Here is a 21,838-nt window from a genome sequence, read left to right as displayed (position 1 = left end):
CCCGCCCACCACCTGCCCGCCCCTGCCCACGGCCCGTTGTCGGACCCAGGCGCTACGGTGACCGCATGGCTGCCCGCACCAAGACCACCGCCAAGCCGCGCCCGGCGTACCGCTGCACCGAGTGCGGCAACCAGCTGCCCAAATGGGTCGGCCGCTGCCCGGAGTGCAACGCCTGGGGCACGGTCGAGGAGTACGGCGCCGTCCCGATCCGGACGACGGCCGCCGGCCCGGTCAGCGCGCCCGCCCGCCCGATCTCCCAGGTGGACGGCCAGGTCGCGACGGCCCGCTCCACCGGCGTGCCCGAGCTGGACCGGGTGCTCGGCGGCGGTCTCGTCCCCGGTGCCGTCGTCCTGCTGGCCGGCGAGCCCGGTGTCGGCAAGTCCACCCTGCTGCTGGACGTCGCGGCCAAGGCGGCCACCGCGCAGCACCGCACGCTCTACGTCACCGGCGAGGAGTCGGCCGGCCAGGTCCGGCTGCGCGCGGACCGGATCAACGCGCTCTCCGAGCACCTCTACCTCGCCGCCGAGTCCGACCTCGGGGCCGTCCTCGGCCACATCGAGGCGGTCAACCCCGGCCTGCTGATCCTGGACTCGGTGCAGACCATCGCCTCCGCCGAGCTGGACGGCGCGCCCGGCGGCCCGGCGCAGGTCCGTGAGGTGGCGGGCGCGCTGATCCGGGCGTCCAAGGAGCGCGGCATGGCCACCCTGTTGGTCGGCCACGTCACCAAGGACGGCCAGATCGCCGGCCCCCGCCTGCTGGAGCACCTGGTGGACGTGGTGCTGAGCTTCGAGGGGGACCGGCACGCCCGGCTGCGCATCATCCGAGGGGTCAAGAACCGGTACGGCGCCACCGACGAGGTGGGCTGCTTCGAGCTGCACGACGAGGGCATCGCGGGCTTGGCCGACCCGTCCGGCCTCTTCCTGACCAGGCGTGACAAGCCCGTCCCGGGCACCTGCCTGACCGTCACCCTGGAGGGCCGCCGCCCGCTGGTGGCCGAGGTCCAGGCGCTGATGGTGGACTCGCAGATCCCGTCCCCGCGCCGGACGACGTCGGGCCTGGAGTCGCCCCGGATCGCGATGATCCTGGCCGTGGTCGAGCGGCACGGCGGGGTCAAGCTCGGCAAGCAGGACATCTACACCGCGACGGTCGGCGGGGTGAAGCTGAGCGAGCCCTCGGCCGACCTCGCGGTCGCCCTCGCGGTGGCCAGCTCCTCCTCCGACACCCCGCTCCCGAGCAACCTGGTGGCGATCGGCGAGGTCGGCCTCGCGGGCGAGGTGCGGCGGGTGACGGGTGTGCAGCGTCGCCTGGCCGAGGCGCACCGGCTGGGCTTCACCCACGCGCTGGTCCCGCCGGACCCGGGCAAGGTGCCGCCGGGCATGAAGGTGGTCGAGGTCGCGGACATCGGCGAGGCGCTGCGGGCGATCCCGGGCCGCCGCCGGGCCCCCGCCAAGCCGCGTGGTGAGGTACCGTCGGCGCCGCCCACCCCGCGCCGGGCCGCCGCCGCACCCCCCGTTGTGGCCCACCCGGAGGAGTTGATGGAGGGGTGGGAGCCGCTCGACTCCGACGAACTGCGCTGACCCAAGCCCTGTCGTTGCCGTACACAGTTAGACTTTCCCCTGTCTCATTGGTGATAAGGCAGTACTAAGCGACAGAGCAACAGACCGTAGGCCGGCGCACGGCGCGAGGCGCGCGGTACGGGGTCGACCGGAGGAGTCACGTGGCAGCCAGCGACCGGGCGGACAAGTCCTCCCGCGAGGAGGCCCTGCTGCGGGCCTCCCTCACCGCCATCGCGCCCGGCACGGGGCTGCGTGACGGCCTGGAACGGGTGCTGCGGGCCAACACCGGTGGTCTCATCGTGCTCGGCTTCGACAAGACCGTCGAGTCGATCTGCACCGGTGGTTTCGTCCTGGACGTCGAGTTCACCGCGACCAGGCTGCGCGAGTTGTGCAAGCTCGACGGCGCCGTGGTGCTGGACAAGGACATCACCAAGATCGTCCGGGCCGGGGTGCACCTGATGCCGGACTCCACCATCCCCACCGACGAGACCGGCACCCGGCACCGCACCGCGGAGCGGGTCAACCGGCAGACCGGGTTCCCGGTGGTCGCGGTCTCGCACTCGATGCGGCTGATCGCGATGTACGTCAACGGCACCCGCCGGGTCCTGGAGGACTCGACCACCGTCCTCTCCCGGGCGAACCAGGCGCTGGCCACCCTGGAGCGGTACAAGCTCCGGCTGGACGAGGTGGCCGGTACGCTCTCCGCCCTGGAGATCGAGGACCTGGTGACGGTCCGGGACGTCACCGCCGTGGCCCAGCGGCTGGAGATGGTCCGGCTGATCGCCACCGAGATCGCCGGCTACGTGCTGGAGCTCGGCATCGACGGCCGGCTGCTCTCGCTCCAGCTCGACGAGCTGATCGCGGGCGTGGAGCCGGAGCGCGAGCTGGTCGCCCGGGACTACTTCCCCGAGCGGGCCGCCAAGAAGGGCCGGACTGTCACCGAGGTGCTGGCCGACCTGGAGGCGCTGACCCACGCCGAGCTGCTCGACCTTCAGACGGTGGCCAAGGCGCTCGGCTACTCGGGCTCCCCGGAGTCGCTGGACTCGGCGGTCTCGCCGCGCGGCTACCGGCTGCTGGCCAAGATCCCGCGGCTGCCCAACACGGTGATAGAGCGGCTGGTCGAGCACTTTGGTGGTCTGCAGAAGCTGCTGGCCGCCAGCATCGACGATCTGCAGACGGTCGAGGGCGTCGGCGAGACGCGGGCCCGCTCGGTCCGCGAGGGCCTGTCCCGCCTTGCCGAATCGTCCATCCTGGAGCGCTACGTCTGACCGGCACACCGCCGGCACGCGCGAGGACGGCCCCCGGGGAGCGGATCCCCGGGGGCCGTCCTGTCGCTCCGTGACCGCTACCGCGTCACGCGGAGCAGCAGGTCCGCGCCGCGGCTGTCGATCGCAGTGGGCTCGCCCGCGAACGCCCGCGAGTACCCCGCGAACGCCCGCGAGTACCCCGCAAGTACCCCGTGAAGGCCCGAGGGCACCCGAGGGCACCTGATACCACCCGCGAACGCCCGCGAAGCACGCCGAAGCCCCGGCGAATCGGGCCGGGGCTTCGGGGGAAGCGGGTTGAGAGGCGGTCAGCTCTCCAGGCGGATCGAGGAGCGCGCCGACACCTGGCCGCCGGAGAGGCCGGTGAGGTCGGCGACCACCAGGTAGTTGCCGGCGGGGGCGGCCGCCGGGTCGGCCGTGGCGCACTGCTGCTTGCTGCGGCTGCGGTCCCAGGTGAAGGTCTCGGTCAGACCGCTGTTCGCCGGGATCTGCACCCAGTTGCTGCCCCGGTCGGACGGGCAGTCGCCGGAGGACCAGATGCGCTCGCCGTTGCTGGCCGTCACGGTGATGGCGGAGGCGGTCCGGCCCAGGTCCACCCGGCAGTTGGCGCCGGAGGAGTTGTGGACGGTCAGTGCCAGCTTCGGCTTGTCCTTGGGCTGGTAGGAGTTCTGCGCGCCGGCCAGCTCCAGCGTCACCTGCGAGGAGGCGCAGACGGGCAGCGCCATCACCTCGGGGGTGTTCACCGCGGGAGCCCCGCCGCTGCCGCCGCTGGCACCACCGGTGCCGCCGGCCGCGCCGCCGCCCGCAGCCGCACCACCGGCAGCCGCACCACCGCCCGTCCCGCCGGTCGCGGGGGCCGGGTTGGGGGCCCCGCCCGTGCCGCCGGTGCTGAGGCTGACGTCGCCGCCGCCGGAGCCGGAGACCGCGCCGCCGCCCGGGTTGGCGCCACCGCTCCCGCCGCTGCCGGGGCGCGAGTTGTTCGCGGGGCCGCTGGGGGAGGCGCCGGGCGTGATCGCCTGGACGGGGGTCTGGGACGGCACGGCCTGCGCGGCCTTGCCGGATGATCCGCCGTCACCACCGCCCTGATCGGACATCAGCCAGGCGATCAGGGCGACGACCGCGGCGACGGCGACGAGCACGACGACGCGCCGTCGCCAGTAGATCGAAGCCGGCAGCGGTCCCACGGGTTGACGGAGAGAGGGCACGCCCAAACTCTACGAGACAGTGTGTGCCCTTTGACTCACCAACACCGCACACTCGCCCCTTCCTTCACATGATCCGCCATTTGCGCCGTTCGGGGGAGGTTGATCGGGGGTTTTCGCACGGTGATCCGGAGCTCCGCGCTCCGCTTCGGTGGGAGGAACGGGCGTGGGAGGATCGAAGGGCCATGGCTGCCATCACCGTCACCCCCGCCCCCAGTCCCACCACCGTCCCGCCGCCCCTGCCGCTGCCGGTGCTGCACTCGACCGTCCTCGGCTGGTACGAGGCCAACGCCCGCGAGCTGCCCTGGCGGACCCCCGAGGCCTCGCCCTGGGCGGTGATGGTGAGCGAGTTCATGCTCCAGCAGACCCCGGTGAAGCGGGTGCTGCCCGTCTATGCGACATGGCTGGAGCGCTGGCCGACGCCGGCCGACCTGGCCGCCGAGGCGCCCGGCGAGGCGGTCCGGATGTGGGGCCGGCTCGGCTACCCGCGGCGGGCGCTGCGCCTGCACGCGGCCGCGGTGGCGATCACCGGGGAGCACGGCGGCCGCGTCCCGGACGACCACGCGACGCTGCTCTCGCTGCCCGGTGTGGGGGAGTACACGGCGGCCGCGGTGGCCTCCTTCGCCTTCCGCCAGCGCCATGTGGTGCTGGACACCAACGTCCGCCGGGTGTTCGCCCGCGTGGTGACGGGCGTCGAGTACCCGGCGCAGGCCACCACGGCCGCCGAGCGGCGGACGGCGACGGCGCTGCTGCCCGAGGAGACGGAGACGGCGGCGACCTGGGCGGTCGCCGTGATGGAGCTGGGCGCGCTGGTCTGCACGGCGCGGAGCCCGGAGTGCGGTGGCTGCCCGCTGTTCGCCGGCTGCGCCTGGCAGCGCGCCGGCCGCCCGCCGTACGAGGGCCCGGCTCGGCGCGGCCAGTCGTACGAGGGGACGGACCGGCAGGTCCGCGGGAAGCTGCTGGCGGTGCTGCGCGCCGAGCACGGCACGGTCGAGCAGGCCCGGCTGGACGCCGTCTGGCCGGACGCGGTGCAGCGGGCCCGGGCGTTGGACGGCCTGGTCGCCGACGGCCTGGTCGAGCCGGTCGAGCAGGGCGTCTACCGGCTGCCGCAGTAGTCCCGGCGGCTGGTGGGACTGGGGGGAACAAGAAATCCCCCTCTCGTGGGAGAGGGGGATTTCCGGACCGCGGACGTCAGATGGCGACGGCCTCGGCGTTGGGCTCGGTGGCCTTGCCGTCCTCCGGCGCCGGCGCACCGGCGCCGCGCAGTGGGACCTCGCGCACGAAGACCGCGGCGGCGACCGCGATGACCGCGACCGCGGCACCCCACAGGAAGACGGTGTGCATGCCGTTGGCCACGGCGTGGTGGTACGCGTCCTGGACGGGCGCGGGCAGCGCCTTGAGCGCGGCGGGGCTCAGCTGGCTCGGGTCGCCCTTGCCGCCGCCGTTCGCGGCCGCGTCGCCGAGCCGGTCCTTCATGGTCTCGGTGACCCGGCTGTTGAACAGCGCACCGAACAGCGCGACGCCGAAGGAGCCGCCGATGGTGCGGAACAGGGTGGCGGTGGAGCTGGCCACGCCCATGTCCTTCAGCTCGACGCTGTTCTGCGCGACCAGCATGGTGATCTGCATCAGGAAGCCCATGCCGGCGCCGAGCACGACCATCCAGCAGGAGGCGGCGAAGCTGCCGGTGTCGGTGGAGAGCGTGGAGAGCAGCACCATGCCGGCGGTCATCACGATCGTGCCGATGATCGGGAAGATCCGGTACTTGCCGGTCTTGGTCACCGCCTGGCCGACCACCAGCGAGACGACCAGCATGCCGAACATCATCGGCATCAGCAGCAGGCCGGAGTTGGTGGCCGACGCGCCCTGCACGATCTGCTGGTAGAGCGGCAGGAAGACGGTCGAGCCGAACATCACGAAGCCGACGACGAAGCCGATGATCGAGACCAGGGTGAAGTTCAGGTTCTTGAACAGGCCGAGCGGGAGCATCGGCTCCTGGACCCGCTGCTCGACGTAGCAGAAGGCGATCAGGGTGGCGGCGGCCAGCGCGGCCAGGCCCAGGATCTGCTTGGAGCCCCAGGCGTACTGCTGGCCGCCCCAGGTGGTGATCAGGGTGAGCGCGGTGATGCCGGTGGTGAGCAGGATCGCGCCGAGGTAGTCGATCCGGGCGCTGTTGCGGACCTTCGGCAGCTTCAGGGTGACCATGACGACGGCGAGCGCGACCGCGCCGAGCGGCAGGTTGATGTAGAAGGTCCAGTGCCAGCTCAGGTGGTCGGTGATGAAGCCGCCGACCAGCGGGCCGCCGATGGTGGCGAGCGCCATCACCGCGGCGAACATGCCCTGGTACTTGCCGCGGTCGCGCGGCGGGACCAGCGCGCCCATGATCGACATCACGCCGACCATCAGACCGCCGGCGCCCAGGCCCTGGAGGGCGCGGAAGCCGATCAGCTCGTTCATGTTCTGGGAGAGGCCGGAGAGGGCCGAGCCCACCAGGAAGATCACGATCGAGGTGAGGAAGGTGCCCTTGCGGCCGTAGAGGTCGCCGAGCTTGCCCCAGATCGGGGTGGAGGCGGCGGTGGCCAGGGTGTAGGAGGTGACCACCCAGGACAGGTGCTCGGCGCCGCCGAGGTCGCCGACGATGGTCGGCATCGCGGTGCCGACGATCAGGCCGTCGAGCATCGCGAGCAGCATGGTGACCACCAGGCCGACCATGACCAGGCGGATCTCACGGGGGGAGCGCGGCTGCTCCTCCTCCTCGGACGTCTTCTTCTCCGGTGCCGGGTTGTCGGCCTTGGGTTGTGACATGGGTGGTGTCTCCCGGACAGGATCGGACGAGCGGTCGGGCCTTCGATGGCACTTACTTGTCGCCCGGCTAGTTTGTTGACCGTGGGCACGGTAGGTTGTGCGCTAGCCGGTCGTCAAGCCAGTTTCTCGGCCGGCGGCCTGGGCAGGGAGAATGAGCCCGGGGGGTGGGCGCCGAGCGGCGCCCGGCGAACGAGCAGCAGTCAACCGACGCAGTCATGAGGCAGGCCATGGGTACTCCGCACAGCCCCCGCAGCGACACCCGGGCCCGCATCATCGTGGTCGCGCTGGAGCTCTTCTCGGAACAGGGCTACGAGCAGACCTCGCTGCGGGAGATCGCCGATCGGCTGGGTGTCACCAAGGCCGCGCTCTACTACCACTTCAAGACCAAGGACGACATCGTCCACGGCATCGTGGAGAGCATGGCCGCGCCGATCGACGAGACCCTCGCGTGGGGCCGCGAGCAGCCGTGGACGCCGGAGCTGCGGGACGAGCTGATCCGGCGGTTCGCGGCCGGCATGTCCGAGCGGGCACCGCTGCTGCGCTTCTTCCACGAGAACCAGCCCGCGCTGCGCGACTCGCCGGCCGGGCTGGAGTTCAAGGAGCGGATGGTCGCGATGGTGCGGCTGGTGCACGGCCCGCAGGCCACCTTCGAGGACCGGCTGCGCGCCGCCATGTCGCTGTTCACCATCAACTCGGCGCTGTTCCTGCTCAACCAGGACGCCTCCGACTGCGAGGCAGCCGGGCACGTCCCGGACGACGCGGTGAGGGTGGCCTCGCTGGAGGAGGCGATGGCGGCCGCGCAGCGCGTCGCACTGGAGATCGGCGCCCTGATCGACCACCCCGCGGCGCACGTCTGACCGGGCCGCGGCCCGCACCGAACGCCCGGGGGACGGCCCGGAACCGGGCCGCCCCCTGGGCGTGTGGGCGGGCCCGTCAGAACCCGGTGACCCCGTGTCCGGAGAGGTACGCGATCGGGTTGATCACCGAGCCGTAGTGGTTGCTGGAGCGGATCTCGAAGTGCAGGTGCGGCCCGGTCGAGTTGCCGGTGTTCCCGGAGCGGCCGATCTGCTCGGCCGCCGACACGCGGTCGCCCGCCGACACCGAGATCGACGACATGTGCGCGTACTGCGCGAAGCGCCCGTCGGAGAGCCGGAGTACGACCTCCTTGCCGTAGGCGCCGTCCCAGCCGGCCGACACCACGGTGGCGTTGCCGACGGCGAGCAGCGGGGTGCCCGGGTCGACCGCGAAGTCCACCCCGGTGTGGTACCCGGCCGCGTACTCGGGGTTGGCCACCCCGTACGGGTTGCTGGTCGGCGCGCCCGGGACGGGGGCGGACCACTCGGGTGCCGGAGCGGGCGCGGGCTCGGGAGCCGGCGCGGGGGCAGGGGCGGGCTCGGGGGCGGGGGCAGGGGCAGGCTCGGCGGCGGGGGCGGACGCCGGCGCCTGGTCCGCGGAAGGGGCGGCCGCGGGCGGCTCGGGCACCACCAGGTTGGCGGCGACCGCCACGTACTCCTGCGCGGAGTCCTGTTCGTGCGGAAGCTTGTACGTGCTCGGGCCCGCCACCTGGACCAGCGCCGGGGTGGGCGCGGCGCCCTGCGCGACGGTGAACGCCGAGCTGCCGGGGGTGGTGGGGGTGACCGTCTGCGCCGAGGCGCTACCCGGGGCGGCGACCAGCAGGGCGCCGGAAAGTATCACCGCGCTGGCCCCGACCGCGGTGACGGTGCGGTGCCGGTCGGCCCGGAGCGGGCCGCCGGGCAGGGTGTGCCGGGGCGCGGTGAGCGCGTGCAGCGGGGCGACATGGGTGCGGACGGCGTGGCCGAGCCGGGGCTGCCAGGCCGCCGCCTGGGTCGCCGCGCGGGCGGCGAGGCGGCGGAGGGCCGGCCCCATGGGCGGGACGGAAGACATCGGGAAGCTCAACCTCACGGACGTACGGGGGCAGCACAACGAGCCCGTTCGGGCGTGCTGAGCGGGGGACCACTCAAGGTGTAACCGTCACCGCGCGGACTCCCAAACGGTGTGACGTACTACGGCGTGTAGTCAGCGTGGCGCCGGAGATTCAAGCCGATGGAGTAACGATCATGTGATCCGATCGTCCGTTCGGGGCCTGGACCCCTCCGGACCCCCGTCCGGCGCGTCTACTACCGCCGGTCGTACCGCCGCGGGCCGCTGTGACCAGTCCCACCCGCCGCCCGGGTTTGAGCGCTTCCGCGGCACGAATCCGAGGCACGCGCCCGCACCACTGACCGGACGCCCCCGCTGCGGGACCATCGACGCATGTATCCCAACAGGAGCGAATCCACCGAAGGCGGCCACGGTCCGGGCCTCCAGGAGCGCCGCTTCGCCGCGCGGCGCGGCTGCGAGCGGCTGCTCTCCGGCGCCCGGCCGCTGAGCCTGCGCGAGCACCTCGCCGCCCTGGCCGAGGACGCCGAGGGCGTGTACGACCTGGACCGGCAGCCGGACATGTACGGCGACGGCGTGGTCCGTGCCCTGGAACTGAAGGTCGCCGGGCTGCTCGGCACCGAGGACGCCGCGTTCTTCCCGACCGGCACCATGGCCCAGCAGGTCGCGCTGCGGATCCACGCCGAGGCCGCCGGCCTGCCGACGGTCGCGACCCACCCGCTCGGCCACACCGAGCAGCACGAACGGCACGCGCTGACCGTGCTGAGCGGTCTGCGCAGCGTCTGGCCCACCATCGCGCCGCGGCTGCCGACCGTGGCCGAGCTGGAGGCGTTCGACGAGCCGTACGCCGCGATGATCCTGGAGCTGCCGCTGCGCGAGGCCGGGTTCGTGCTGCCGTCCTGGGCCGAGCTGGAGGCGGTCGCCGCGGCGGTCCGGGAGAAGCACCACGCGGCGCTTCACCTGGACGGGGCCCGGATCTGGGAGTCGGCCGTCCACTTCGGCCGCTCGCTGCCGGAGATCGCCGCCACGGCCGACTCGGTCTACGTCTCCTTCTACAAGACCCTCGGCGGGATCAGCGGCGCCGCGCTGGCCGGCCGCTCGGCCTTCGTCCGGACCGCCAGGGCCTGGCGGCACCGCTACGGCGGCCAGCTCTTCCAGCAGTGGCCGGCCGCGCTGGCCGCCCTGGCCGGGCTGGACCGTGAACTGCCGCGGCTGCCCGGGTACGTGGCGCACGCCAAGACCGTCGCGGCGGCGCTCGCCGAGTCGTTCGCGGTCGTCCCGGGCGCCCGGATCCACCCGGCCCCGCCGCACACCCACCAGTTCCAGCTCTGGCTGCCGTACACCCCGGAGGAGCTGGACACGGCGGGTCTGCGGCTGGCCGAGGAGGCGAGGACGGCCCTGTTCGGCGCCTGGCGGGAGCAGGGCCTGCCGGGCCTGTCGATGACCGAGGTCACGGTGGCGGCCGACGCGCTGGACTGGACCGAGAAGGAGATCGCGGAGGCGGTGGACGCCTTTCTGGGCCTGCTGCCGAGGAGGCCGTTCTGACGGTCCGGGACACGGGCCTGAAAAGACGTCCGGCCCGCCCCCGCGGGTGCGGGGACGGGCCGGACGGTGAATCAGTGATGCCTGGTCAGAGGCTGATCGTCACTGCTCGGTGCGATCAGTTGTCGACCGGGCGGACCCGGATCCAGGTCTCCAGGTAGTTCGAGGACTCGTTCTCGACCTCGATGCTGGTGCCCGTCTTCGGGACCTTGACGCTGCTGTACTTGTTGTCCTCGGACCAGTACGACTTCAGGTCGCTGAACTCGTCGACGCCCTTGGCCCTCGGGACGATCGTCTCGACGCCGTTCTTGTGCAGGGTCAGCGCGTCGGTCTTGCGCGAGCCGAAGGTCGAGTCGTAGCCCTGGATGCGCGGACGCATCAGGGTGCCGTCGGCCCACTTGACCGGGGTCGGGTGGGAGTCGATCGGGAGGATCAGACCCTCGCCCGGGTGGTTGGTGACGTTGTTGTCGGTCTGCGACTCGTCCCAGTACCAGATCAGCAGGCCGGCCTGGTACGGGTAGTGCTCCACCCAGCCCGGCTTGGCGGCGCCGAAGCCGAAGTTGTACGGGCCGGTCTTGAGGGTCCGGTCGTACGAGATGTACTGGCGGTTCTCGGCGATGTAGTACTGGGCGTAGTCGTTGGAGAACTTGCCCGAGATGCGCGAGAAGCCCTTGGCGGCCCAGCCGTTGTCACCGTTCTCGGCACCGTCGGTGAAGACGGTGGCGCCGTTGGCGGTGACGACGATGTCGTCCAGGGCCAGGCCCTTCATGTGCAGGCCGCCGTCGGTGGTGTTGTGGAAGCGCACCTTGACGGCCTTGCCCGCGTAGGCGTCCAGCGGGAAGACCAGGTCGCCCCACTTGTTGCCCGAGCTGCCGCTCAGCGACGCCTTGTCGGCGGCGTTGTGCGGGAGGGCGGTGCCGTTGAAGGTGCCCTCCAGGGCCTTCCAGGTGGCGCCACCGTCGGTGGAGACCTCGCCGTAGGCGTAGTCGAAGTCCTGCTCCAGGTCGTACCAGGCCTTCGCGGAGAGCGAGCCCGAGGTCTTCCCGGTCAGGTCGACGTCGCGGGTCAGCGTGACGTTCAGGTCGTCGGCGCTGCCGCTCCACCACTCGTTGGCACCCGCGAACGGGGTGTTGATCGTGGTGGTGACGGTCTTCTTCGGCAGGTCGACGACCAGCGCCTGCGGCAGCTTGGAGTTGTACTCCACCGGGCCGATGTGGTGGGTCGACTCGGTGCCGGCCTTGGCCTTGTCGAACTTCAGCCAGCCGAGCTTGAGCTTGCTCCAGGCATCGAGGTCGTTCGGCATGTCGCCGATCGAGTTCTTGCCCTCGCCCAGCCAGGAGCCGGAGGACATCAGCGACCAGAAGCCGACCGAGTTGTCGATCCCGCTGCCCGAGGTGTCGTACAGGTCCGGCAGACCGAGGTCGTGACCGTACTCGTGCGCGAAGACACCGAGGCCGCCGTTCTCGGGCTGCATGGTGTAGTCGCCGATCCAGATGCCGGTGTCACCGACCGGGGTGCCGCCGAGCAGGTTGTTCGACGGACCGGTCGAGCCGGCCTGGGTGCCGTAGACGTACGAGCGGTGGGCCCAGAGGGCGTTGTCGCCCTGCTTGCCGCCACCCGCCGACTGGTCCTCACCGGCGTGCACGATCTGGAAGTGGTCGATGTAACCGTCGGGCTCGTTGAAGTTGCCGTCGTGGTCGTAGTCGTACCGGTCCCACTGGTCGTACTGCGCGATGGTGGCCTTGATCTGAGCGTCCGTCTGGCCCTTGGCCTTCTGGTCGGCGGTCCAGGCGTTGATGCCGTCGCGGATCAGGTCCTGCGCGTTGGAGCAGACGTGCGAGCCGCAGTAGTCCGAGCCGTAACGGGCCTCGTTCCACGGCACCTTCACCCAGTCGGTGACCTGGCCGTCGACCGAGTAGCGGCCCGAGGACTGCTTCTCGTAGAAGGTCTTCAGCGAGTCCTGGGTCTTGCTGAAGTACATGTCCTGGTAGTGCGGCTGGTTGTAGTCGGCCTGCCAGAGCGTCGAGTTGTTGGTAGCCGCGTCGGGCTTCTCGATCTGGTTGTGCTGCGGGCCGGGCGTGCCGCCGTACTTGACCTTGCCGTCCGGCGTCTTCGTGGTGCTGTCCACCTGGTCGCTGAAGTCGACCAGGATGGTGAAGATCTTGTCCGTACGCTCACGGGCCAGCTCGACGTACTTGTCCTTGCCGAGCTTGATGCTGCTGCCGCCGCCGTGCTGCTCGATCTGGGCGGTGCCGGCGAGCAGCTGCTCGGTGGCAGCCTTCTGCTCGGCCTCGACCTTCTCGGTGAGCGGGCCCGGCAGGTTGTGCTCAGTGCTGACCTGAACGGCGTCGGCCGGGTCCTGCGGCACCGGGGCGGATCCGGCGGCGAAGGCCGTCCCCGGGAGCAGCCCCGCGCCGAGCGCGGCTATGACCGCGGCGGCCGAAACGGCCGCAGCGGCTTTCCTGGTCATCTTCAACGTTGTGACGTCCTCCCCAAACCGGTCCGGCTCATGGCCTTCCGGTAAACCAATGAAAGACAGGTGGACGTCATTTGATCCAAGCGTGGACAGAAAAGATAGACCTTGACCGTGACATGGCCACAGCGCTATGCTCCGCGACTCCCTATCAGCTGACGATCTGTCAACAACATTGGCATTAAAAGATGATGATTGATTCGATCGCCCTCGCACCACCCCGCGATCAGGCCTCCCACCTGCTGCATCGTGGGGTGGATCACACCTTTTGCGGCGGCACGAAAAACGGTCTGAGCCCCCGACGCGAACGCCGGGGGCTCAGACCGTTTGCTGTTATCTGTTAAATGTTGCTACTTCGTCAGGTCCGGACCCGGCGAGGCAACGGCGGCCGGGGTGTCCGCGACCGCGGACTTCTCCACGCCGCGGAAGGTGAACTTGGCATCCTTGCCGTCACCCTCGACACCGACGACCACGATGTGGCCGGCCCGCAGCTCGCCGAAGAGGATCTTCTCGGAGAGGTGGTCCTCGATCTCGCGCTGGATGGTGCGGCGCAGCGGACGGGCACCCAGGATCGGGTCGTAGCCGCGCTTGGCCAGCAGCTTCTTGGCCTCGACGCTGAGCTCCAGGCCCATGTCGCGGTCCTTGAGGCGGCCGTCCACCTTGTCGATCATCAGGTCGACGATCTGGATGATGTCTTCCTCGGTCAGCTGGTGGAAGACCACGATGTCGTCGACGCGGTTCAGGAACTCGGGGCGGAAGTGCTGCTTGAGCTCCTCGCCGACCTTCGCCTTCATCCGGTCGTACCCGGTCTGGGTGTCACCCGTGGCCGCGAAGCCCAGGTTGAAGCCCTTGGAGATGTCCCGGGTGCCGAGGTTGGTCGTCATGATGATGACGGTGTTCTTGAAGTCGACCACGCGGCCCTGGGAGTCGGTCAGGCGACCGTCCTCCAGGATCTGCAGCAGCGAGTTGAAGATGTCCGGGTGGGCCTTCTCGACCTCGTCGAAGAGGACGACGGAGAACGGCTTGCGGCGCACCTTCTCGGTCAGCTGGCCGCCCTCCTCGTAGCCCACGTAGCCGGGGGGCGAACCGAAGAGCCGGGAGACGGTGTGCTTCTCCGAGAACTCGGACATGTCGAGCGAGATCAGCGCGTCCTCGTCGCCGAAGAGGAACTCGGCGAGCGTCTTGGACAGCTCGGTCTTACCGACACCGGACGGGCCGGCGAAGATGAACGAGCCGCCGGGGCGCTTCGGGTCCTTGAGGCCCGCACGGGTGCGCCGGATGGCCTGGGAGAGCGCCTTGATGGCGTCCTTCTGGCCGATGACGCGCTTGTGCAGCTCGTCCTCCATGCGCAGCAGCCGGGAGGACTCCTCCTCGGTGAGCTTGAAGACCGGGATGCCGGTGGCGGTGGCCAGGACCTCGGCGATGAGCTCCTCGTCCACCTCCGCGACGACGTCCATGTCGCCGGCCTTCCACTCCTTCTCGCGCTTGGCCTTGGCCTGCAGGAGCTGCTTCTCGTCGTCGCGCAGGGACGCGGCCTTCTCGAAGTCCTGCGCGTCGATCGCGCTCTCCTTCTCGCGGCGCACGTCGGCGATCTTCTCGTCGAACTCGCGCAGGTCCGGCGGCGCGGTCATCCGGCGGATGCGCATCCGGGAGCCGGCCTCGTCGATCAGGTCGATGGCCTTGTCCGGCAGGAAGCGGTCCGAGATGTAGCGGTCGGCCAGGGTCGCGGCGGCGACCAGGGCGGCGTCCGTGATGGAGACCCGGTGGTGGGCCTCGTAGCGGTCGCGCAGGCCCTTGAGGATCTCGATGGTGTGCGGCAGCGAGGGCTCGGCGACCTGGATCGGCTGGAAGCGGCGCTCCAGCGCGGCGTCCTTCTCCAGGTGCTTGCGGTACTCGTCCAGCGTGGTGGCACCGATGGTCTGCAGCTCGCCACGGGCCAGCATCGGCTTGAGGATGCTGGCGGCGTCGATGGCGCCCTCGGCCGCGCCGGCGCCGACCAGGGTGTGCAGCTCGTCGATGAACAGGATGATGTCGCCGCGGGTGCGGATCTCCTTGAGCACCTTCTTCAGGCGCTCCTCGAAGTCACCGCGGTAGCGCGAGCCGGCCACCAGGGCGCCCAGGTCCAGCGTGTAGAGCTGCTTGTCCTTGAGCGTCTCCGGGACCTCGCCCTTGACGATCGCCTGGGCCAGGCCCTCGACCACGGCCGTCTTGCCGACGCCGGGCTCACCGATCAGCACGGGGTTGTTCTTGGTGCGGCGGGACAGCACCTGCATGACCCGCTCGATCTCCTTCTCGCGCCCGATGACCGGGTCGAGCTTGGCCTCGCGGGCGGCCTGGGTGAGGTTGCGGCCGAACTGGTCCAGGACCAGCGACGTCGACGGGGTGCCCTCGGCGGGCCCGCCGGCCGTGGCCGACTCCTTGCCGCCGCCGGTCTGGTAGCCGGACAGCAGCTGGATGACCTGCTGGCGCACCCGGTTGAGGTCGGCGCCCAGCTTCACCAGGACCTGGGCGGCGACGCCCTCGCCCTCGCGGATCAGGCCGAGCAGGATGTGCTCGGTGCCGATGTAGTTGTGGCCGAGCTGCAGGGCCTCGCGGAGCGAAAGCTCCAGGACCTTCTTCGCCCGGGGGGTGAAGGGAATGTGACCGGACGGGGCCTGCTGGCCCTGGCCGATGATCTCCTCGACCTGCTGGCGAACAGCCTCTAGAGAAATCCCGAGGCTCTCCAGGGCCTTAGCGGCGACACCCTCACCCTCGTGGATCAGACCCAGGAGGATGTGCTCGGTGCCGATGTAGTTGTGGTTGAGCATCCGGGCTTCTTCCTGAGCCAGGACGACAACCCGCCGCGCGCGGTCGGTGAACCTCTCGAACATCGTTTATCGCTCCTCAGAGCGGTCGGGCAGTTCGGGGTCGGTCCCCGCCCTGTCCTTCCGCATGCTAGTCCCGCTCAGCGGCGCGGCCCACGGATTCACTCCCCGGTACGGGAGCGACATGCTGCGCGACCAGCCGACACCAATCCCAACCTGATGCTGGGAGACGGTGTTCCCACAGGTGGGCCGGATGCACCAGATACCGCTACGCCATCGGCGAACAACGCCGGACTCGGCGGATCCGGATGGCCCCCGGCCGGTCGCACGTACTGCCCCGGGCGGGGTCGAGGACCCCGTCCACCTGCATTCATACCCGGTATCGGGGTGGTTCTCGCGCAGTTTCCGCGGTGGCGGTGTTCGCCTGGCGAGAAGTCGGCCGGCGGTGACGGTGGTTCAGCCGCGGCCGCTGTGGCCGGTAGGCCATCCCGGTGCTGCCGGCGTTACCGCTTCGCCCCTACAGCGTTGCACAGCCTGTGATTGTTCCGCCGCCCGGAACACGGTCCGGAACGGCACCCGGGCCGGTACCCGCTGCCCGGGCGCGCGCCGCGGGGCGCGGAGGAGGATCCTCCGCGCCCCGCGCGTGTGCCAGGAACGCCTCCGGCCCGCGCCGGCACCCCGCACCTGCTCCGGCGGTCCGGCGGCGCCGGGGTCAGGACGCGTTGGCCTTGTCGTAGGCCTCGCGGACGATGCTCGGCACCCGGCCGCGGTCGTTGACCTCCAGGCCCTGCTCCTTGGCCCACGCGCGGATCTTGGCGGTGTCCGGAGCGCTGCCGGACGGGCGCGGAGCCGTGCCGCGGCCCGGGCGGCGGGCGCCGGCGAGCCGGCCGCTCTGCTTGCGGCCCTTCTCCACGTACGGCGCCAGCAGACCGCGGAGCTTGTCCGCGTTGGCGCTCTTCAGATCGATCTCGTAGGCAACGCCGTCGAGCGCGAACGTCACCGTCTCGTCCGCCGAGCCACCGTCGAGATCGTCTTCAAGAATGACCTGCACCCTCTGTGCCACGGGCTTCCCTTTCCGCTAAACGACCCATTGCCTAAGGAAAGGAAAGCGCCTTTCAGCGGAAAACACAAACCCCTGAGGGGCTCGGGGGCCGCTCACAGGTGCAGCAGCATGCGCGAGTTGCCCAGAGTGTTGGGCTTCACCCGCTCCAGGTCGAGGAACTCCGCGACACCTTCATCGTACGAGCGGAGAAGTTCTTCATAGACATCCGTAGCGATCGCAGCCGGGTCTGTCGTACCATCATCGGTTTCCTGGACCTCGCCGATCTCGACGAAACCGTGTTTCGCGAAGAAGGGCACCTCGAACGTCAAGCAGAAAATCCGACGGACGCCCAGCCAGCGCGCGGTCTGCAGCAGCTTCTCCAGCAGCAGATGCCCGACGCCGTGTCCGCGGCAGGAAGGGTCGACGGCGAGCGTACGAACCTCCGCGAGGTCCTCCCACATGACGTGCAGTGCGCCACAGGCCACCACGGCCCCGTTGTCGTCGCGTTCCGCGACCCAGAACTCCTGGACGGACTCGAACAGTGTGACGGTGGGCTTGTCGAGCAGAATGCCGTCGCGCGAGTAGGCGTCGATGAGCCTGCGCACTGTCCGCACGTCCGTGGTCCGCGCCCGGCGGATGGTGACCTCCATGGCGGGACGTTATCGCGCCGGCCCCGCCCCGGTCTCCCCGGTATCCGCCCCGGGCCCGGCGGAATCCGGCGGGGCGGGATCGGCCGGGAACAGAGCGGCCACCCGCAACGCGTCCCGCAGCGCCTCCCGTTGCTCGGGCGACATCAGGCCGAAGAAGTGCACCAGGGCGGCCGCGGGATTGTCACTGGTGGCCCAGGCGTCGTTCATCAGAGCCGCCGTGTACGCCTCGCGGGACGAGACCGGTTCATATCGATAGGCCCGGCCGGCGCGCTCGCGGCGCAGCCAGCCCTTTCTGTGGAGCTTGTCCAGGACGGTCATCACCGTGGTGTACGCGATTTCGCGTTCCGACTGCAGATCCAGGAGAACCTCGCGAACCGTGACCGGTCGGTTCCACTGCCACACCCGGGTCATGATGGCGTTCTCAAGTTCGCCGAGTTGCCGGACCATAGTGCGGCCAGGATAGGGAGTGAATGGGGCAAATCTTGTGAAGTGCTGCCAAACCGGCGCGCCGCCACCCCCGGGAATCGGGAATGGCGGCGCGCCGGTGTTCGCGGGCGGCTGACGGGGTCAGTCGACCAGGTCCTCCTTGGCCTTCTGGGCCCCGCCCTGGCTGCGGATGATGGCCCGCACCAGGAAGCCGAAGCCGATCGCCATGACCAGCGGCGGGACGATCGCGCTGACGTAGTCCATCAGGTCACTCCTCCTCGGTCTTCTCCGCCGCGGTGGCGGCGGACGCCTTGGGCTCCGGCTTGACCAGCGGGAAGAGCACGGTCTCCCGGATGTTCTTGCCGGTGAGCAGCATGATCAGGCGGTCCACCCCGAGGCCGAGGCCGCCGGTGGGCGGCATCGCGTACTCCAGGGCCCGCAGGAAGTCCTCGTCGACCTGCATCGCCTCGACGTCGCCGCCGGCCGCCAGCAGGGACTGCGCGGTCAGGCGGGCGCGCTGCTCGACCGGGTCGACCAGCTCGGAGTAGGCCGTGCCGATCTCGGTACCGAAGATCACCAGGTCCCACTTCTCGGCCACGCCCGCGATCGAGCGGTGCTGGCGGGTCAGCGGGGACACCTCGGTCGGGTAGTCCTTGATGAAGGTCGGCGCGACGGCGTTCTCCTCCAGCAGGCGCTCGACCATCTCCAGGACGATCTGGCCGTGGCCCCACTCCTTCTCGAAGGGGATGCCGTGCTCGGCGGCCAGCTTGCGCAGCTCCTCGACACCGGTCTCCGGGGTGACCTCGGTGCCCAGGTGGGCGGAGATGCCGGGGTAGACGCTGACCTCGGCCCACGGCTCGGCCAGGTCGATCTCGTGCTCGACGCCGTGCGGGTCCAGGCCGCGGATCACCGTGGTGCCCAGCGCGTCCCGGGCGGCGTTGATGATCGTCGCCCGGATCAGCTCGGCCTGGGTGTCGTAGTCGCCGTAGGCCTCGTACGACTCCAGCGAGGTGAACTCGGGGTTGTGGGTCGAGTCCGCGCCCTCGTTGCGGAAGTTGCGGTTGATCTCGAAGACCTTCTCCGCACCGCCGACCACCAGCCGCTTGAGGTACAGCTCGGGGGCGATCCGCATGAAGAGGTCGATGTCGTACGCGTTGATGTGCGTCTTGAACGGGCGCGCGTTGGCGCCGCCGTGCACCGGCTGGAGCATCGGGGTCTCGACCTCGATGTAGCCGCGCTCCTCGTAGGTGCGGCGGATCGAGCGGACCACCTTGGAGCGCAGGTGCAGGATCTCGCGGGCCTCGGGGTTGACGATCAGGTCGACGTACCGCTGGCGGACCCGGGCCTCCGGGTCGGTCAGGCCCTTGTGCTTGTCCGGCAGCGGGCGCAGGCACTTGGCGGTGAGCGCCCAGTTGTCCACCATCACCGACAGCTCGCCGCGGCGGGAGGTGATCACCTCGCCCTCGACGCCGACCTGGTCGCCGAGGTCGATGTCGGACTTCCAGGCCGCCAGCCGCTCCTCGCCCAGCTTGTCCAGGGAGAGCATCACCTGGAGGTCGCCGCTGCCGTCGCGCAGGGTGGCGAAGCAGAGCTTGCCGCCCGTCCGGGAGAGGATCACACGGCCGGTGATGCCGGCCCGCTCACCGGTCGCGGTGTCCGGAGCGAGGTCCGGGTGCTTGGCACGGAGGTCCGCGATGGTGCTGGTCCGGGGGAAGCCGACCGGGTACGGGTCGACGCCGGCCGCCCGGAGCCGGTCCAGCTTCTCGCGCCGGACGCGCATCTGCTCGGGAAGGTCGTCGGTCGCGGGGAGGGGGCTCTGATCGCTCACCCCACAAGGGTAGCCAGCCACACACCGTGCTCCGCCACGGGATATCCGCAGCGCGAGCCGCGCCGCACGGCAGAAGGGGGAGAGCGCCTTGCGCCCTCCCCCTTTCCGTGCCGCTTCCGGTCAGCGCCAGATCACGTAGAACGACGTGCTCGACCTGGAGACCCGCGTGCCGTCGGCGCTCGTGGCCTCGACGTACAGGACCTGGGTGCCCCAGTTGTTCACGCGGAGGTCGACCGTCGCGACGCCGTCGGTCGCGGCCACGGTGGAGCCCATGCTGTGGCTGTCACCGATGCCGTAGCGGAACGAGGCGGCCTGCAGACCCGGTTCGATGTCGTCCGTCGTGGCGGTGAACGTGATCCGGGTCGTCTGCCCTGTGTACACGGGCCCGCTGGGATCCGAGATCTTCACCTTGAAACCGGGGTCGTTCCCGTAGCGGAAGTAGCACGGCCGGCTGGACGCGGACGTGTGGACCCCGTCCGTGGTGTACGCGTACCAGCTGTACGCGGTGCCCTGCTGGAGGTCCGGCAGGGGGACGCCGACGGTGGACTTGGTCCCGGGGTCGGTCGGCTTGCCCGCGTAGGTCTTGGTGCCGGTCGGGCCGGTCACGACGAGCTGCGTCCACACCGGGCCGGTGGCGCCCGGCAGCGCGCCCTGGACGGCGTTGAAGCCGGTCGAGTAGAGACCCGGGCGGAGCCAGCGGCCCGGGCTGGGGAGGTCGCAGGCGACCGGGTTCTCGTAGTCCATCGACAGCCCGGTCGGGCCGCCCTGGGGTGCGGTGAAGTAGCCGAACAGGTCGACCACCACATCCACCGAGCCGGAGTTGTTGTAGAAGTTGACGTCCCCGGAGTCGTCGACGGGGACGATCACCGAGTTGGCCACGGTCTGCCCCGCCGTGTAGTTCAGGTTCGAGCTGCTCGGCCGGGGGCTCCCGCCCGGGTAGACGTCGAGGTGGCCGGCGGTCGTCGGACCGGTCGCGGTCACGTTCAGCACGACGGCGCTCACCTTGCCGGCGGGCAGGACGGGCTCGTCGCCGACGGACCAGCTCAGGATGGAGCCCGGGCCGACCGGGCGGCGGCCCGGGTCCCGGGTGTCCAGGACGCGGGTCGGGCCGGCGGAGGTGAAGCCGGAGCCGCTGGGGGCACCGGTGTAGAAGCCGAACACGTCCACGACCAGGTCGGCCGAGCCGACGTGGTTGTAGAGGTCGACGCTGCCGTCGGCCCCGAGCGGGACGGTGACGAGGTTGGGCACCGTCTGGCCCGCGGTGAAGTTGAGGTTCGAGGTGACCGGCCGGGAGGTGCCGTGCGGGTACACCGTGAGGAAGCTGGAGTCCGCGGTGTCGGTGACGGTGACGTTGAGCACCACGGCCGTCGCCCCGGCGGCCGGGACGCGGTTGCGCCCGGCGAGCTTGAGGTTGACGGTGCCGTCGGTGCCGACCGGCTGCGCGGTGCCGTCCGGGCCCGCTGTGCGGGTGTCCAGCGCCCGCGACGGGGTGACGGGCTGGAAGGTCGAGGCGGTCGCCGCGAGGTCGTCCGTGTAGTAGCCGAACAGGTCGGCGATCAGGTTGGCCGAGCCGGCGTGGTTGTAGACGTCGACGTATCCGTTGGACACCGGGACGGTGACCAGGTTGGCGACCGTCTGGTCGGGAGTGAAGTTGAGGTTGGACGTCCGGGGCCGGGGCTGTCCGTCGGGGTGGACGGTGACGAAGCCGGCCTCGGTGGTGTCCGTCGCCGTCACGTTGAGGACCACTGCCGTGGCACCGGGCGCGAGCTGTCCGACGGGGAAGCGGAGGGTGCTGTCGCCGCCGAGCGGCCCCTCGGCCGGGACACCGATGGCGGCCCGGGTGTCCAGCAGCCTGGTGAGGTCGGTCTGGACGAACCGGCCGGGCTGAACGGCGGCCGGCGGGACGGGGTCGCCGGGGGAGACGGCCGGTGCGGCGGATGCCGGCACGGTGACCGCCGCGAGGGCCAGGGCGGTTCCGGCGACCGCGAGGCGCAGCAGTGTGCGCGGCGGTGCCCATGCCCGGGGCCGCGGCGGGTAGGGGGTGGACCGGTCCATCCATGCTCCAGGGATCGTGAGTCGGCAGATCGGGGAGCGAACGATGGCGGACCACGCACGGTCCGGCCCGGCCACGGACTTCGTGACCGGTGAAGTGAACGAAAAGAGTGTTCCTGCAGAGCCCGCCCCCACCGGAGGGGCACTCCGGCAGCACAAAGTCATACCAGTGGGGTGATCATCGGGGCTGCCCTTTGGTGATCACTGTTCGGCAACGAAGCGAGGAGGGGGGGGGGGGGGGGGGGGGGGGCGCCCCCCCCCCCCCTCCGTGGGCGCATGGCCGTGTGGTGGGGGGTC

Annotated in this window: 16 protein-coding genes; 5 read left to right on the top strand and 11 right to left on the bottom strand. The window is 70.8% G+C overall.

Annotation, left to right across the window (positions count from 1 at the left end):
- Positions 1–65 precede the first annotated feature (65 nt).
- Both radA and disA read left to right on the top strand, forming a co-directional pair.
- Positions 66–1,577 (top strand): DNA repair protein RadA, encoded by a 1,512-nt coding sequence (radA, locus tag ACZ6NC_RS16520; protein ID WP_465733220.1) that lies wholly within the window; start codon positions 66–68, stop codon positions 1,575–1,577.
- A 188-nt stretch (positions 1,578–1,765) separates the two neighbouring features.
- A complete protein-coding gene (disA, locus tag ACZ6NC_RS16515; protein WP_148644934.1) occupies positions 1,766–2,824 on the top strand; it encodes a DNA integrity scanning diadenylate cyclase DisA in 1,059 nt (352 codons plus the stop codon).
- 305 nt (positions 2,825–3,129) lie between these two features.
- On the opposite strand, the gene ACZ6NC_RS16510 is transcribed toward disA, so the two are convergent.
- Positions 3,130–4,026, bottom strand: a complete 897-nt coding sequence (locus ACZ6NC_RS16510) for a hypothetical protein (RefSeq protein ID WP_465733218.1) — start codon at positions 4,024–4,026, stop codon at positions 3,130–3,132.
- A 182-nt stretch (positions 4,027–4,208) separates the two neighbouring features.
- Here ACZ6NC_RS16510 and ACZ6NC_RS16505 point away from each other — a divergent pair, with 182 nt between their 5' ends.
- Complete coding sequence (locus ACZ6NC_RS16505; RefSeq protein WP_465733216.1) at positions 4,209–5,138, top strand: HhH-GPD family protein; 930 nt, start codon at positions 4,209–4,211, stop codon at positions 5,136–5,138.
- Positions 5,139–5,214: 76 nt separating this feature from the next.
- Here the strand turns inward: ACZ6NC_RS16505 and ACZ6NC_RS16500 are convergent, their stop codons facing one another.
- Positions 5,215–6,825: an MDR family MFS transporter gene (locus ACZ6NC_RS16500; RefSeq protein ID WP_465733214.1), complete on the bottom strand. Its 1,611-nt coding sequence runs from the start codon at positions 6,823–6,825 to the stop codon at positions 5,215–5,217.
- A gap of 227 nt (positions 6,826–7,052) precedes the next feature.
- On the opposite strand from ACZ6NC_RS16500, the gene ACZ6NC_RS16495 reads away from it, so the two are divergent.
- The gene (locus ACZ6NC_RS16495) at positions 7,053–7,682 is read left to right on the top strand and encodes a TetR/AcrR family transcriptional regulator (RefSeq protein ID WP_465733212.1); all 630 of its coding nucleotides are present in this window, start codon (positions 7,053–7,055) and stop codon (positions 7,680–7,682) included.
- A 76-nt stretch (positions 7,683–7,758) separates the two neighbouring features.
- On the opposite strand, the gene ACZ6NC_RS16490 is transcribed toward ACZ6NC_RS16495, so the two are convergent.
- Entirely contained in the window at positions 7,759–8,712 is a 954-nt protein-coding gene (locus ACZ6NC_RS16490; protein ID WP_465733210.1) for a M23 family metallopeptidase, read from the bottom strand.
- Between the two features lie 387 nt (positions 8,713–9,099).
- Here ACZ6NC_RS16490 and ACZ6NC_RS16485 point away from each other — a divergent pair, with 387 nt between their 5' ends.
- Entirely contained in the window at positions 9,100–10,269 is a 1,170-nt protein-coding gene (locus ACZ6NC_RS16485) for a threonine aldolase family protein (RefSeq protein WP_465733208.1), read from the top strand.
- 115 nt (positions 10,270–10,384) lie between these two features.
- Here the strand turns inward: ACZ6NC_RS16485 and ACZ6NC_RS16480 are convergent, their stop codons facing one another.
- The 8 genes from ACZ6NC_RS16480 to ACZ6NC_RS16445 all read right to left on the bottom strand — a co-directional run bounded on the left by ACZ6NC_RS16480 (position 10,385) and on the right by ACZ6NC_RS16445 (position 21,544).
- Complete coding sequence (locus ACZ6NC_RS16480; protein ID WP_465733206.1) at positions 10,385–12,736, bottom strand: immune inhibitor A domain-containing protein; 2,352 nt, start codon at positions 12,734–12,736, stop codon at positions 10,385–10,387.
- A gap of 353 nt (positions 12,737–13,089) precedes the next feature.
- Positions 13,090–15,609 (bottom strand): ATP-dependent Clp protease ATP-binding subunit, encoded by a 2,520-nt coding sequence (locus ACZ6NC_RS16475; protein WP_465548413.1) that lies wholly within the window; start codon positions 15,607–15,609, stop codon positions 13,090–13,092.
- Between the two features lie 646 nt (positions 15,610–16,255).
- The gene (locus ACZ6NC_RS16470; protein ID WP_465733204.1) at positions 16,256–16,606 is read right to left on the bottom strand and encodes a histone-like nucleoid-structuring protein Lsr2; all 351 of its coding nucleotides are present in this window, start codon (positions 16,604–16,606) and stop codon (positions 16,256–16,258) included.
- A 92-nt stretch (positions 16,607–16,698) separates the two neighbouring features.
- Positions 16,699–17,235 (bottom strand): amino-acid N-acetyltransferase, encoded by a 537-nt coding sequence (locus tag ACZ6NC_RS16465; protein ID WP_396321893.1) that lies wholly within the window; start codon positions 17,233–17,235, stop codon positions 16,699–16,701.
- 9 nt (positions 17,236–17,244) lie between these two features.
- A complete protein-coding gene (locus ACZ6NC_RS16460) occupies positions 17,245–17,682 on the bottom strand; it encodes a BlaI/MecI/CopY family transcriptional regulator (protein WP_465733202.1) in 438 nt (145 codons plus the stop codon).
- Positions 17,683–17,802: 120 nt separating this feature from the next.
- On the bottom strand, positions 17,803–17,925 hold the full coding sequence (locus ACZ6NC_RS16455; RefSeq protein ID WP_256463529.1) for a hypothetical protein: 123 nt from the start codon (positions 17,923–17,925) through the stop codon (positions 17,803–17,805).
- A 4-nt stretch (positions 17,926–17,929) separates the two neighbouring features.
- A complete protein-coding gene (gene lysX / locus ACZ6NC_RS16450) occupies positions 17,930–19,489 on the bottom strand; it encodes a bifunctional lysylphosphatidylglycerol synthetase/lysine--tRNA ligase LysX (RefSeq protein WP_465733200.1) in 1,560 nt (519 codons plus the stop codon).
- Positions 19,490–19,609: 120 nt separating this feature from the next.
- Positions 19,610–21,544, bottom strand: coding sequence for a hypothetical protein (locus ACZ6NC_RS16445; RefSeq protein WP_465733198.1), 1,935 nt, complete (start codon positions 21,542–21,544; stop codon positions 19,610–19,612).
- Positions 21,545–21,838 lie beyond the last annotated feature (294 nt).

The organism is Kitasatospora sp. NPDC041988 (assembly GCF_055588525.1).
Note: the sequence above shows the minus strand (reverse complement) of the source record. Positions and strands in the feature narration are given on the sequence as shown.

What these genes read in the sequence shown, in the direction of transcription:
- radA (WP_465733220.1), top strand. Translation starts at nt 66, where the DNA reads ATGGCTGCCCGCACCAAGACCACCGCCAAGCCGCGCCCGGCGTACCGC.
- ACZ6NC_RS16505 (WP_465733216.1), top strand. Translation starts at nt 4,209, where the DNA reads ATGGCTGCCATCACCGTCACCCCCGCCCCCAGTCCCACCACCGTCCCG.
- ACZ6NC_RS16500 (WP_465733214.1), bottom strand. Translation starts at nt 6,825, where the DNA reads ATGTCACAACCCAAGGCCGACAACCCGGCACCGGAGAAGAAGACGTCC.
- ACZ6NC_RS16495 (WP_465733212.1), top strand. Translation starts at nt 7,053, where the DNA reads ATGGGTACTCCGCACAGCCCCCGCAGCGACACCCGGGCCCGCATCATC.
- ACZ6NC_RS16490 (WP_465733210.1), bottom strand. Translation starts at nt 8,712, where the DNA reads ATGGGGCCGGCCCTCCGCCGCCTCGCCGCCCGCGCGGCGACCCAGGCG.
- ACZ6NC_RS16485 (WP_465733208.1), top strand. Translation starts at nt 9,100, where the DNA reads ATGTATCCCAACAGGAGCGAATCCACCGAAGGCGGCCACGGTCCGGGC.
- ACZ6NC_RS16480 (WP_465733206.1), bottom strand. Translation starts at nt 12,736, where the DNA reads ATGACCAGGAAAGCCGCTGCGGCCGTTTCGGCCGCCGCGGTCATAGCC.
- ACZ6NC_RS16475 (WP_465548413.1), bottom strand. Translation starts at nt 15,609, where the DNA reads ATGTTCGAGAGGTTCACCGACCGCGCGCGGCGGGTTGTCGTCCTGGCT.
- ACZ6NC_RS16465 (WP_396321893.1), bottom strand. Translation starts at nt 17,235, where the DNA reads ATGGAGGTCACCATCCGCCGGGCGCGGACCACGGACGTGCGGACAGTG.
- ACZ6NC_RS16460 (WP_465733202.1), bottom strand. Translation starts at nt 17,682, where the DNA reads ATGGTCCGGCAACTCGGCGAACTTGAGAACGCCATCATGACCCGGGTG.
- ACZ6NC_RS16455 (WP_256463529.1), bottom strand. Translation starts at nt 17,925, where the DNA reads ATGGACTACGTCAGCGCGATCGTCCCGCCGCTGGTCATGGCGATCGGC.
- ACZ6NC_RS16445 (WP_465733198.1), bottom strand. Translation starts at nt 21,544, where the DNA reads ATGGACCGGTCCACCCCCTACCCGCCGCGGCCCCGGGCATGGGCACCG.